The sequence below is a fragment of the Acidovorax sp. A79 genome (assembly GCF_041154505.1).
Taxonomy (GTDB): domain Bacteria; phylum Pseudomonadota; class Gammaproteobacteria; order Burkholderiales; family Burkholderiaceae_C; genus Acidovorax.
The window spans coordinates 3,370,059-3,381,975 of the sequence record NZ_AP028672.1 but is presented as its reverse complement, the minus strand read 5'-3'; the positions used below and the strand labels follow the sequence as shown (position 1 = coordinate 3,381,975).

General features: G+C 66.0%; 12 protein-coding genes. 5 read left to right on the top strand and 7 right to left on the bottom strand.

All coding sequences use genetic code 11. The annotated features are described in order from the left end of the window. Positions 1–60: 60 nt before the first annotated feature. The 3 genes from ACAM51_RS15485 to pyrE form a co-directional block, all read right to left on the bottom strand. Positions 61–1,005: an IS481 family transposase gene (locus ACAM51_RS15485; protein ID WP_369641133.1), complete on the bottom strand. Its 945-nt coding sequence runs from the start codon at positions 1,003–1,005 to the stop codon at positions 61–63. An 86-nt stretch (positions 1,006–1,091) separates the two neighbouring features. Further along, positions 1,092–1,799 (bottom strand): DUF4124 domain-containing protein, encoded by a 708-nt coding sequence (locus tag ACAM51_RS15480; protein ID WP_369641132.1) that lies wholly within the window; start codon positions 1,797–1,799, stop codon positions 1,092–1,094. A 5-nt stretch (positions 1,800–1,804) separates the two neighbouring features. Next, positions 1,805–2,503: an orotate phosphoribosyltransferase gene (gene pyrE / locus ACAM51_RS15475; RefSeq protein ID WP_218296664.1), complete on the bottom strand. Its 699-nt coding sequence runs from the start codon at positions 2,501–2,503 to the stop codon at positions 1,805–1,807. Between the two features lie 10 nt (positions 2,504–2,513). Between pyrE and ACAM51_RS15470 the strand changes: the two genes are divergently transcribed. Beyond that, positions 2,514–3,317: an exodeoxyribonuclease III gene (locus ACAM51_RS15470; protein ID WP_218296731.1), complete on the top strand. Its 804-nt coding sequence runs from the start codon at positions 2,514–2,516 to the stop codon at positions 3,315–3,317. Positions 3,318–3,339: 22 nt separating this feature from the next. Then, positions 3,340–5,247, top strand: coding sequence for a GspE/PulE family protein (locus tag ACAM51_RS15465; protein WP_369641131.1), 1,908 nt, complete (start codon positions 3,340–3,342; stop codon positions 5,245–5,247). A 144-nt stretch (positions 5,248–5,391) separates the two neighbouring features. Here ACAM51_RS15465 and ACAM51_RS15460 read toward each other — a convergent pair whose 3' ends face one another. The 3 genes from ACAM51_RS15460 to gstA are packed head-to-tail and all read right to left on the bottom strand — an operon-like array spanning position 5,392 to position 6,638. Then, entirely contained in the window at positions 5,392–5,769 is a 378-nt protein-coding gene (locus ACAM51_RS15460; protein ID WP_369641130.1) for a nuclear transport factor 2 family protein, read from the bottom strand. Continuing rightward, entirely contained in the window at positions 5,766–5,993 is a 228-nt protein-coding gene (locus ACAM51_RS15455) for a 4-oxalocrotonate tautomerase family protein (RefSeq protein ID WP_218339123.1), read from the bottom strand. Before ACAM51_RS15455 ends, ACAM51_RS15460 begins: the two co-directional genes overlap by 4 nt. A 36-nt stretch (positions 5,994–6,029) precedes the next feature. After that, a complete protein-coding gene (gene gstA / locus ACAM51_RS15450; protein ID WP_218296661.1) occupies positions 6,030–6,638 on the bottom strand; it encodes a glutathione transferase GstA in 609 nt (202 codons plus the stop codon). Positions 6,639–6,749: 111 nt separating this feature from the next. On the opposite strand from gstA, the gene ACAM51_RS15445 reads away from it, so the two are divergent. Continuing rightward, on the top strand, positions 6,750–7,667 hold the full coding sequence (locus ACAM51_RS15445) for a LysR family transcriptional regulator (RefSeq protein WP_218296660.1): 918 nt from the start codon (positions 6,750–6,752) through the stop codon (positions 7,665–7,667). A 65-nt stretch (positions 7,668–7,732) separates the two neighbouring features. Further along, a complete protein-coding gene (locus ACAM51_RS15440) occupies positions 7,733–8,371 on the top strand; it encodes an MBL fold metallo-hydrolase (RefSeq protein WP_218296659.1) in 639 nt (212 codons plus the stop codon). 161 nt (positions 8,372–8,532) lie between these two features. Here the strand turns inward: ACAM51_RS15440 and ACAM51_RS15435 are convergent, their stop codons facing one another. Then, entirely contained in the window at positions 8,533–11,226 is a 2,694-nt protein-coding gene (locus tag ACAM51_RS15435) for an IPTL-CTERM sorting domain-containing protein (RefSeq protein ID WP_369641129.1), read from the bottom strand. A 460-nt stretch (positions 11,227–11,686) separates the two neighbouring features. Here ACAM51_RS15435 and ACAM51_RS15430 point away from each other — a divergent pair, with 460 nt between their 5' ends. Continuing rightward, positions 11,687–11,860, top strand: a complete 174-nt coding sequence (locus ACAM51_RS15430; protein ID WP_218296734.1) for a hypothetical protein — start codon at positions 11,687–11,689, stop codon at positions 11,858–11,860. Positions 11,861–11,917: the final 57 nt, after the last annotated feature.

Genomic DNA, 11,917 nt, shown 5'->3' with positions numbered 1-11,917 from the left:
ACAGTAAAAACAATAAAGGGGCCGCAGGGCCCCTTTTGTTTTTACTTCCCCAGCCCGGCCCTAGGTGTTGATTCTCAGGAGGTTGTTCATGGCCGGAATGCGGCTGATGGGCGGCTGATGGTTGAGAGCGGAGTGTGGTCGACACCAGTTGTAGCCGTCAATGAATGGCTGCAATGCAGCTTGGCGCTGGGCTGAACTCTCGTAGGGTCTGGCATAGGCCCATTCGCGCAAACTGGTCTGCACGAAGCGCTCGGCCTTGCCGTTGGTCTTGGGCGTGTAGGGCCGTGTTCGGATGTGCCGGATGCCCAGTTCCTGGCAGGCTGCCCCGAAGGTGTTCTTGTAGCCCGCGCCGTTGTCGGTCATGACGCGCTCGATGCGCACGCCCAGGCTGGCGTAGTAGTCCACGGCCTGGCGCAGGAACTGCACGCAGCTCAGGGCCGTCTCATCGCCCAACACCCGGGCGAAGGAGACCCGGGAGTGATCGTCGATGGCCAGATGCACGGCGTCCCAGCCGATGCCTCGGTTGCGGTGCTGGCGCTGGCCTGTGATTCGGTGGCCCACGCCCTGGATGCGTCCCAGGCGCTTGGTGTCGATGTGCAGCAACTCGCCAGGGCTGGCCCGCTCATAGCGGCACACGGGCACGGGCGGTTGCAAGGCGCTCAAGCGGCTCAAGCCCAGGCGGGCCATGTGCCGGGCCACGGTGGACAGGCTGCGGCCGCACTCGCGGGCGATGCGCCACAACGGCAGGCGTTGTCGGCGGTGCAGTTCGAACTGGCTCACCTGTTCGGGGCGGCAAGCTGTGGGGCTGTGATGCGGTCGCGAGCTTCGATCACACAGCCCTGCTGTGCCTTCGGCCCTGAAGCGGGCCAGCCACTTGAACCCGGTGCGGCAGCTCACGCCCATGGCCTGGGCGGCCGCTGTCACGCACCAGCCTTCGTCCAATACCCTGCTGACCAGCAGGGCTCGACCCGCAGCCGTCAAGCGGGCATGCTTATGACTGTTCATCCGTCTCTCCTGACTTGAGTTGCTTGGCCTGGTAACCACAGCTTCCCAAATCCGAGACGGATGAACAACCTATTGAGACATCACACCTAGGGCACGCGCGCTGCCGGTGCGCCAACGGGGGGAACGGCACTGGCCGAGCCCATGGCGGGAGGCACACGCTGCGCGTCCCACAGCTTGCGCAGATGGGCCAGTTCCGCATCGAACCGCGCGTGCACGCGCCGCTTTTCCTGGTCCTGGCCGGCAATGAACCGCTGCTGCTCGGCAACGCTGTCATCGACTTCACCGATCTTGCGGCGCAGCGTCATGGGTGCCTTGTTGGGGTCCTTCTTGTAGAACTCCATTTCCACATCCAGCTTCTTGCGCTCCGCTTTCAGCTCGGCAATGCGCTTTTCGGCGGTGGCGGTCACATCGTCCACCAGCTGGATCGCGGCCGCGCGCTCCACATCGTGGGCCGCCTTGTCGGGGTAGCGCGTCACCAGCACGCGTTCGCGCCGGCGCTCCTCCACCACGCGGGCCCGCTCCTCGGCATCCTTGCGGTTCTGGGCGTCCTGGGCCGCACGCTCCAGCTCGGTGAGCGACGGCCCGATCTGCCGGCGCGTGATGCCCGAGGGGCTCAGCTCGCGCTGCTCCCGGTCCAGGCATTCAGGAATGGGCCGGTCGGCCGTCAGCCGGCGCCCACTGCGGTCCACACAGGTATAGATGCTGCCGGGCGCACCCTGGGGCTGTGCCGAGGCCAGCTCGGCGCCCAGGGTGACCAGCAGAACACCGCCCATGATCCACGCCGACTTGCTCAAATCATCTACCCTTCGTTGACGCCATACCGCTGGCGGTAGGCCAGCACTTTCTCATGATGGGAGCGCATCCCCTCTTCCCCGTTGTGCGAGAGGTACAGCAATAAGTCTGCCAGTCGGGCAATGGCGCACACCTGCATGCCCAGTTGCCCGCGAACGTACTGCACCGCGCTGTGGTCCACATCCTGGCCATTCTCCGTGGCTTTTTCCTGCCGGTCCAGCGCTATGGCCACCGCGTGGGGCGTGGCGCCCGCGGCGCGGATGATGGCGATCGATTCGCGGGCGGCGGTGCCGGCCGACATGACGTCGTCCACGATCAGCACCCGCCCCTTGAGCGGGGCGCCCACGAGCGTGCCGCCCTCGCCATGGTCCTTGGCCTCCTTGCGGTTGTAGGCAAAAGGCACGTTGCGCCCCAGCCGGGCCAGCTCCACCGCGACCGTGGCCGCCAGGGGAATGCCCTTGTACGCGGGGCCGAAGACCATGTCGAATTCAATGCCGCTGGCCAGCAGGGCTTTTGCATAGAATTCCGCGAGCCGGCCGATCTTGCGGCCATCATCGAACAGGCCCGCATTGAAGAAATACGGACTCAGGCGGCCCGCCTTGGTCTTGAATTCACCGAACCGCAGCACGCCTGATTCGACGGCAAACCGTACAAAATCCTGCGCGAGCTGGCCCTGCTCTGAGGTTTGCGCGCCAACATCCACCATGGGGAAATCCTTGTTCAAGTTAACCAGCCTCAATCTCAATGGCATCCGCTCGGCCACCAGCAAAGGCGTGGAAAGCTGGATGGCAGCCACGCGGCCGGATTGTATTTGCGTGCAGGAAGTGAAGGCCCAGGCGGCCGACATGGCCAACCGCTTCGAGCGCCTGGCCGGCCTGCAGGGTCACTTCCACTTTGCCCAGAAAAAGGGCTATTCCGGCGTGGGCATCTATACCCGGCATGAACCCTCTGATGTAGTCATTGGCTATGGGTCGCCAGAGTTCGATACAGAAGGCCGCTACGTGGAACTGCGCTTTGACACGCCGGCCCGCAAGCTGTCCATCATCAGCGCCTATTTTCCCAGCGGCTCGTCCGGCGAGGAACGCCAGCTGGCCAAGTTCCGCTTCCTCGCCGAGTTCCATCCCCATCTGATGAAAGTCAAGGGCGAACGCGACTTCATCCTGTGCGGCGACATCAACATTGCGCACCAGCAAATCGACCTCAAAAACTGGCGCAGCAACCAGAAAAACAGTGGTTTTTTGCCCGAAGAACGGGCCTGGATGACAAAGTTGTTGCACACAACTGATGAAGGCGGCGGCATCATAGACGTTTACCGCCAGTTACAACCTACCGCCACCGACACCGCCTACACGTGGTGGAGCAACCGGGGGCAGGCGTATGCCAACAACGTGGGCTGGCGGCTGGATTACCACCTGGCCACCCCCGCGATCGCGGCGCTGGCACGTGCTGAATCCATCTACAAAGGTGAGAAATTCTCGGACCACGCGCCCATCACGGTGGACTATGACTTCAGCCTTTGACGATGCCCGCCCCTGACCATTGATGCCCGACACCGCTGCCTCCACCGCCCCCCCGCCCCATGGTTTTCGCCCCGTCAACGCGGAATCCTTGTGGAAGCAGCTCTCCACTCCCCACCCCACCGTCGGCAAAGCGCGGCACCTAGGCGAGGCGCTGATCCATGCCGGCATGGTGTCACCCTCGGCCCTGCAAGACGGCTTGCAGACCCAGCAGCAGGAGCGCAGCGGCGGGCAGCACCGGCTGATCGGACAGATCCTGGTGGAGGATGGCGTCCTGACCCAGGAGCAGTTGCGCCAGGTCATTGCCGCGTGGCTGGGCGAGTACACCGTGCACCCCGGCGACATCACACCCGATGCGGCGGCCCTGGCCCTGGTGCCCCGGGCGATGGCCGAACGTGAATCCGTGCTGCCGCTGATCGCCCGCGAGGATGCGCTGGTACTGCTGATGGCCGACCCGCTCGATCGCGTGCTGCTGGACGAACTGCGGTTTCTCACGCAGCGCCGGCTCATTCCGCTGCAGGCTGCGCCAGGCACGCTGATGCCCGCCATCCACAGCGCCTACCGCACCCAGCCTGGCGGCGCCTCTGACGCCACCGCCGCCGCCCGCGCCACCTCGCGCGAGCTGGCCGCCAACCTGGGCAGCACCGTCCCGGACGCGGACTCCGAGCAGGCCGACGTGATCAGCGAGTCGGACAACACCCTGGTGCGGCTCATCAACTCGGTGATCGACGAAGCCATCCACCACCGCGCGTCCGACATCCACATCGAGACCGAGCCCGCTCCGCAGAACGTGCGCATCCGCCTGCGCATCGACGGCGACCTCACGCCCTACCTGGAGCTGCCAGCGCGCTACCGCTTCGCGATGGTGGCGCGCATCAAGATCATGGCGGGCATGGACATCTCCGAGCACCGCAAGCCCCAGGACGGCAAGATCGACTTCGCCCGCTTCGGCGGCCCGCCGGTGGAGCTGCGCGTGGTCACCGTGCCCACCTCGCGCGGGCTGGAGGACGTGGTGCTGCGCCTGCTGGCGGGCGCCAAGCCGCTGCCTCTGGAGAACATCGGCCTGAGCCCGCCCAACCTGCAGGCCCTGCGGGCGGTGGTGCAGAAAAGCTATGGCTTGGTGCTGGTGTGCGGCCCCACGGGCTGCGGCAAGACGACCACATTGCACTCGGTGGTGCGCGACATCAACACCGCAGGCCGCAAGATCTGGACGGCCGAAGACCCCATCGAGATCACGCAGGAGGGCCTGCGCCAGGTGCAGGTGAACCCGCGCATCGGCTGGACCTTTGCCGCCGCCATGCGCACCTTTCTGCGCGCCGACCCGGACGTGATCATGATCGGCGAGATGCGCGACGAGGAAACCGCGCGCATCGCCATCGAGGCTTCGCTGACGGGGCATCTGGTGCTGTCCACCCTGCACACCAACTCGGCGCCCGAGAGCATTGCGCGGCTGCTGGAGATGGGCCTGGACCCGTTCAACTTCTCGGATTCTCTGCTCGCCATCCTGGCCCAGCGCCTGGTGCGCCGCCTGTGCACAGCCTGCCGCGCGCCGCGTGTGGCCGACCACGACACGCTGCTGGGCCTGGCGTCGCAGTACCTGGACAGCGGCACCCACAACACCCCCGAGGCCCGCGCGGCACAGGTGGCGCGCTGGCGCCAGCAGCACGGTGGCGCACAGGGCGAGCTGCGCCTGTGGCGCCATGTGGGCTGCACGCAATGCGACGGCCATGGCTACCACGGCCGGCTGGGCATCCATGAGCTGATGCTGAGCGACGAGACCATTCGCCAGCACATCCGCCACCGCGCCCCCGCCTCGGACATCCGCCACTCGGCACTGGCCGCCGGCATGCTGACCCTGCGCCAGGACGGCATCGAGAAGGTGCTGCAGGGGCTGACCGACATGTCGGAAGTGGTCGCGGCGACCAACCTGTGAGGCGGGCACAACGCAGGTGATGCCTGCCGCCGTTTTTTTAGGTAAATTGGGCTCTAGCGCTTATCTCTCAAGCGCCAGCAGCTATCAATAAGTGAGTCCTTCCGAAAGGAGGAACTCGCCCACCGGCTTGCACGCACCGCCGCCTCAGCGATCCAGTTCGTAGTGAAACACCTTGGCAATGATCTGCCAGCGCCCGTCCACATGGATCAGGGTCAGCAGGTCGGTGAAGTGCTTGGGCAGGATGGCGCATTCGACCTTGGCCAGGGCCGTCACCGGCCCGGCGAATTCAATCGACAGGATGCGCTCCTGCACCGTCTCGCCCCGGCTGGCGGGCGAGGGGCGCTGGTCCACGATGGGGAAATACGCCTCCATGCGCAGGATCACCGCAGGCTCGGCCGTGGCGCAGGCATAGACCGCCTGCGGGTGGAACACGCGGCGCAGGCGCTGCGTGTCGCTGTGGCACAGGCCGTCGAAATATTCCTGCAGCACGGCGGCGACTGCGTCGAAGCGCGGGTCACTCATGGCGCATTCCCTGCGGCGGCCACCCGGGCACGCTGGCGCCGCACGGTCACCGTCTCACCGGCCACACCCCAGTTGTCGGTCTCAACCTCGTCGATCACGACAAAGGTGGTGGCGGGCTCCTTGTTCAGAACGCGCACCAGCAAATCGGTCGCACCCTGGATCAGTGCGGCCTTTTGCGCACTGCTGACACCTTCGCGCGTCACTTTGATGTTGATGTAAGGCATGGCGTGTTCCTTGTGGATGGATGAATGAACGGCGTCTCAGCCCAGCAACCCTTCGGCCCGCATCGCGGCCTGTACCGCGGGGCGCGCGGCCACACGGCGCATGAACGCCTGCAAATGGGCCAGGTCGCTGATGTCCAGCTTCACGAACTTGGCCCAGCCCAGCACTACAAAAAGATAGGCGTCGGCCGCCGTGAAGTGCTCGCCCGTCAGGTAGTTGCCGTCCTGCAGTTGCGCGTCCAGCCACTCCATCTTCTTGCGCAGCAGGGCGGCCAGCGCGGCCTTGGCCTTGTCGTCCAGCCCGGCCTGGAACAGGGGCGTGAAGGACTTGTGCAGCTCGGTGCTGACGTAGTTCTGCCACTCCATGACCCGGTAGCGCGCCCGCGTGCCGGCGGCCGGCATCAGTTGCGTGGCCTGGGCCTGGTCGGCGATGTATTGCGCAATGACCGGGCCTTCGGTGAGGCGGGAGCCGTCGTCCAGCTCCAGCACGGGCACCTGGCCTTTGGGGTTGATCGCATGGAAATCCTGCCCGTCGGCCGTCTGGTGGCGCGCGGTATCGACCTTCTCCAGCACAAACGGCAAGCCACATTCCAGCAGCAGGATGTGGGGCGACAAGGAGCAGGCGGCGGGGGAAAAGTACAGCTTCATGGGGAGACCTTGGGGGTGTGGTGGAAAGGTGAAGCGATGGTATTGGCGATGTAAACAGCAATAAACTAGGTTCTGGGAATTTCACTGATTACATGAAGTAATAAACAAGACATGGCGCGCCAATTCGACGACCTGAAGCTGGGCAGCATCGAGCTGTTCTGCCTGACCGCGCAGTGGCAAAGCTTCACGGCCGCCGCCCAGGCGGCCGGGCTGACGGCGGCGGCCGTGAGCCGATCGGTGGCGCGCATGGAGGCGCGCCTGGGCGTGCGCCTGTTCCAGCGCACCACGCGCCAGGTGCGGCTGACCGACGCCGGCAAGCGCTACTACGAGCAATGCCGCCAGGCGCTGGGGCAGCTGGCCGAGGCAGAACGCGAGCTGTCGGGCCAACAGCAAAGCCCGGCAGGCCTCGTGCGCTTCAGCCTGCCCACCTCCTACGGGCACTGCCGCATCCTGCCCCTGCTGCCCGCATTTGCGCAGGCCTACCCCGACGTGGAGCTGGAGCTGCAGTTGAGCAACCGCAACGTGGACTTCACCGAAGAAGGCTTTGACCTGGCCGTGCGCGGTCGCGCGCCCATCGACTCGGGGCTGGTGGCGCGCAAGCTGGAGGACGCCGCCCTGGTGGTGGTCGCCGCCCCGGCGTACCTGTCGCGTCGCGGCACGCCGCACGAAACGGCCGACCTGGCGGCGCACGAGTGCATCCAGTTCGTGCTGCCCAGCAGCGGCCAGGCGGTGCCATGGATACTGCGCGACGCGGCCGGGCGCGATGTGGAGGTGCCCACCCAAGGCCGCCTGCGCTGCGCCGACGACATCCTGGGCCCCGTGACCCTGGCGCGTGCCGGCGCGGGGCTGCTGCAGACCTACCGGTTCATTGTGGAGGCCGACCTGCGCAGCGGCGCGCTCCAAGAGCTACTGCCCGCGCACGCGGGCGCCTCCCGCCCGTTTTCGCTGCTGTACCCCGCCAACCGGCACATGCCGCTGCGCGTGCGCGTGCTGGTGGATTTCCTCGTCGATCGGCTGGCGCGGGCTTGAGCCTGGCCCGTCCACCCTGCGCCATGCGCCGGACCGCAAAATACACACAACCACCCTCCCCCACCATGCTCCGCTACCTCACCATCCCTGTTACTGCGTTCCAGCAAAACTGCTCCCTCGTCTGGTGTGACGCCACCCAAAACGCCGCCGTGATCGACCCTGGCGGCGACCTGGAGGTGCTGCTGGCAGAAATCCGGCGCCTTGACCTCACGCTCGAACAGATCTGGCTCACCCACGCCCACATCGACCACGCGGGCGGCACGGGCGAACTGGCCCAGCGGCTTTCGCTGCCCATCGTGGGCCCCCACCCGGGCGACCAGTTCTGGATCGACGGCCTGCCGCAGCAGAGCGCGATGTTTGGTTTTCCGCCCGCGCAGCACTTCACGCCCACGCGCTGGCTGCACGATGGCGACCAGGTGCAGATCGGCAACGAGACGCTGAACGTGCGCCACTGCCCGGGGCACACGCCGGGGCATGTGGTGTTCCACGCGCCGCAGATCGACCGCGCGTTTGTGGGCGACGTGCTGTTCGCAGGCAGCATCGGCCGCACGGACTTCCCGCAGGGCAACCACCAGCAGCTCATCGACAGCATCACGCAGCGCCTGTGGCCGATGGGAGATCAGACGGTGTTCATTCCCGGCCACGGCCCCGAGAGCACGTTCGGGCGGGAGCGCCAGAGCAATCCGTACGTGGGCAATACCTGACCTGGGCCGTTTCGCTGCCAGCGGACTTCGCCCAGGGTGCAGTGGCGCAACGGCTACTACCTGGTGACGCCTGCCATGGCGGCGCCGGCGCGCAGCGAGCATGTCGACAAGGACGTGAAGTTCTCGGGACGTGCCCCGTCACGCAGGTCTACGATTTCGCCCTATGCCCCCCGCCCACAGGCACGGGACCGGAAGGCGCTGCTACGGCGCATCTGGTGCATGCCCAGGCCAGCCGCCATCAGCGACAACAGGATCAGCCCCCACTCGCTCAGGGTGGGAATGGAAGCTGGGCCTGACGTGCCGGGGATCGCAGCCAGCAACACCGGTGCGAACGGGTCTTCAATCACCCCCGCATCGGCTGTATTGCCATCGCCCATGCCGTTGTCGGTGATCGCGTACGCCACAGTCAACCGGTCTGCACTCAGCGTTGCACCGGTCATTGGATACCAGCTGCTGGCGGCCCCCGCGCTGGCAGGCCCATACTTCATCAGCTGCACCCCGGCAGGAAGTGCGTGGGGGTAGGTGATTCGCACCGTCAGCGTGTTGCCCGCGCAGCCTGTGGAGCGGAAGCGAAACATCCCGGCGGGCGTGCTGGCGTTGGCTGGCAGGCCTGAAGGCACCGCGCTGCTGAACCCCGTGGCGGTGGTATCGAGCGCGCAGCCTGGCGCGCCGCCGCTGATCGCTACCGACCCCACACCCGTGCCCACGCTCCCCCCTCCGCCCGGCCCGCCACCCACCAGAACGGACACCATGGCGCTGTATGTCTGCACTGCAGGGGCAGAAGTTGCATAAAGCTCGACGCTGGTGTCAGAGCTGCCGCTGCCCCCTGTAGCCAGGACCCTGCCGTCAGCGAGCAGGGTGGCTCGGTGGTTGACGCGCCCGGTGTTCAGGCTGCCCGTGGCGCTCCAAGTGGCGGTGGCCGGGTCGTAGAGCTCAGAGCTGGCGAAATCGCCGCTGCTTCCGCCCGCGAGGAGGACCTCGCCACTGGGCAGCAGGGCGGCCGTGTGACCTGTGCGGGTGCGTACCAGACTGCCCGCGGCGCTCCAGGTATTTGCGCCAGGGTCGTAGAGTTCTGCATCGGCCGGCATGCCACTGACGCCCCGCCCCCCCGCGACGATGACCTTGCCGTCGGGCAGCAGGGTGGCCGTGTGGGAATAGCGCCAGGTGGCCATGCCGCCCGCGGGGCTCCAGGCGTTGGATGCGGGGTCGTAGAGTTCAGTGCTGGAGAGCATGCCGACGCTGGTGTATCCACCTGCGACAAGCACTTTGCCATTGGGCAGAAGGGAGGCCGTGTGATAAATGTGCTCATCGGCCATGTTGCCTGTGACACTCCACTGGTTCGTCTCGGGATCGTAGAGCTCGCCTTTGGTGAAGACACTGCCAGTGCCCTCACCTCCCACGACAAGCACCTTGCCATTGGCCAGCAGAGTGGCCGTGCGGTTGTAGCGAGCGACGGCGAGGGTGCCGGCAGCACTCCATGTGCCAGCGACGGGATCGTAAAGTTCTGCGCTGGCAAGCGCACCGCCGTTCGCGACCCCTGAAGTGACCAGTACCTTGCCGCTGGGCAGCACGGTGGCGGTGTGAAAAGTGCGCCCGGTGATCATGCTGCCCGTGGGGCTCCAGCTATCTGTGGCGGGGTTGTACCGTTCAGCGCTTGCAAGAAAACCCCCGCCACCGCCGAACCCGCCGGTGACGAGCACTTCACCACTGCGCAGCAAAGTGGAGGTGTGGACACTGCGCCCGCCAATCATGCTGCCGGTAGCCCTCCAGGCGCCAGGGCCTACTTCGTATCGCTCGGCACTTGCGAGGTAGCCGCCAGTATTCCACCCGCCTACAACGAGCACTCTACCGTTGGACAGCAGGGAGGCCGTGTGGCTGACCCGGCCGGTGGCCAGGCTGCTGGTAGTGTCCCAGGTGCCGGTAGCGGGGTCGTAGAGCTCAGCGCTAGCGAGGTAAGTGCTGCCATCTCCTCCGGCAACAAGCACTTTGCCGCTGTGCAGCAACGTGGCGGTTTGAGAACTGCGCTTGTTGGCCAGGTTGCCAGTGATGCTCCACGTGCCTGTGGCCGGGTCGTACAGCTCGGCACTGGAGCGTGCGCCGTTGCCTCCCCCACCAGCCACCAGCACTTTGCCACTGGGCAGCAGGGTGGCGGTGTGACTGATACGCGGTGTGGTCATAGTGCCTGTGGCGCTCCATGTGCCAGTGACCGGGTCGTAAAGTTCAGCGGTGGCAAGGTAACCAACGTCCGCGTTGTTCCCCCCCGCGACGAGTACCTTGCCGTTGGGCAACAACGTGGCAGTGTGGGCGTCGCGCGTGGTGACCATGGTGCCCGTGGTGCTCCACTGGCCGGTGGCCGGGTCGTAGACCTCTGCGCCATTCCCCGCGACAAGCACTTTGCCATTGGCCAGCAGGGTGGCGGTGTGGAACAAACGTGCGCCGGACATGCTGCCCGTGGCGCTCCAACTGCCTGTGCCAAGGTCGTAGAGTTCGGCGCCGGCAAGCGCGCCGCGGCTCCCTGCTCCACCGGAAACCAGCACCTTGCCATTGGGCAGCAGGGTGGCGGTGTGGTACGCGCGCCCAGCATTTAGATTTCCTTTGGCGCTCCAGGTGCCTGCGACCGGGTCATACAACTCGGTGCTGGCAAGGTTGCTGCTGCTGTAGGCCCAGCCCCCCGCAATCAGCACGGTGCCATCGGGCAGGACCGTTGCGGTATGGGCTTTGCGTGCGGTAGCCAGGCTGCCGCTGCCAGCCCAGGTGTTGGTCTGCGCCTGCACAACACCTGACAGCAGCACCATGGCCAACGCGACGGTGCAGCGCAAAAGCGCCCCCGGGACGGAGCGGCGGATCATTGCCATGGCCCCGCAACGGGAGCCAGGCGTCTGGTAAATCCGGGACAGCGAACGCCGGATCTGATGAATGCGAAATAAGACCGCTGTGCACTGGGCTTGCAATGGCTTCACTGGAACCGTCTTCCCTGAATGAGTCTTTGGGGGGAGAAGGCGCCGAATGAAAGCCAGTACCTCCTGGCTGGAGTGAGCGCGAGACGAACATCGCTGACCAGCTATCGCATCCTAGGAGGGTCAACCATATCCAGATTGACTGGGAGTTTCAGACAAATTGACTGTGCGTATCAAAATCTGCGTGCGGGCATGCCCGACGTGGCACAACATCCTCCGGCGGCTTGCCTGGGCACGGGCCCATGCGACGCCCCCAAGCATCCACGGCATCCTGATGGTGCTCCAGCGCGGCCCCGCGAGATCGTCAATCCCTATTTGCAACCGCCCATCTCTGTCAGCAACACCCCACCAGGTCGTCATGATGGACCCCGTGAGCAACCTGGACCTGCTGTTCACGGAGGTTCGGAGCCTGGGCCTCACGTTGTCACAACAGTGGCCGATGGGAGATCAGACGGTGTTCATTCCCGGCCACGGGCCCGGGAGCACGTTCGGGCGGGAGCGCCAGAGCAATCCCTACGTGGGCGGGACCTGAGCCCCGCTGGACAGACCCGCGGCGGCGCGCGGCCCGTGGCCCGGCTTGCATGCCGTG

What these genes read in the sequence shown, in the direction of transcription:
- ACAM51_RS15465 (WP_369641131.1), top strand. Translation starts at nt 3,340, where the DNA reads ATGCCCGACACCGCTGCCTCCACCGCCCCCCCGCCCCATGGTTTTCGC.
- ACAM51_RS15430 (WP_218296734.1), top strand. Translation starts at nt 11,687, where the DNA reads ATGATGGACCCCGTGAGCAACCTGGACCTGCTGTTCACGGAGGTTCGG.
- ACAM51_RS15455 (WP_218339123.1), bottom strand. Translation starts at nt 5,993, where the DNA reads ATGCCTTACATCAACATCAAAGTGACGCGCGAAGGTGTCAGCAGTGCG.
- ACAM51_RS15435 (WP_369641129.1), bottom strand. Translation starts at nt 11,226, where the DNA reads ATGGCAATGATCCGCCGCTCCGTCCCGGGGGCGCTTTTGCGCTGCACC.
- ACAM51_RS15485 (WP_369641133.1), bottom strand. Translation starts at nt 1,005, where the DNA reads ATGAACAGTCATAAGCATGCCCGCTTGACGGCTGCGGGTCGAGCCCTG.
- ACAM51_RS15460 (WP_369641130.1), bottom strand. Translation starts at nt 5,769, where the DNA reads ATGAGTGACCCGCGCTTCGACGCAGTCGCCGCCGTGCTGCAGGAATAT.
- ACAM51_RS15440 (WP_218296659.1), top strand. Translation starts at nt 7,733, where the DNA reads ATGCTCCGCTACCTCACCATCCCTGTTACTGCGTTCCAGCAAAACTGC.
- ACAM51_RS15445 (WP_218296660.1), top strand. Translation starts at nt 6,750, where the DNA reads ATGGCGCGCCAATTCGACGACCTGAAGCTGGGCAGCATCGAGCTGTTC.
- pyrE (WP_218296664.1), bottom strand. Translation starts at nt 2,503, where the DNA reads ATGGTGGATGTTGGCGCGCAAACCTCAGAGCAGGGCCAGCTCGCGCAG.
- gstA (WP_218296661.1), bottom strand. Translation starts at nt 6,638, where the DNA reads ATGAAGCTGTACTTTTCCCCCGCCGCCTGCTCCTTGTCGCCCCACATC.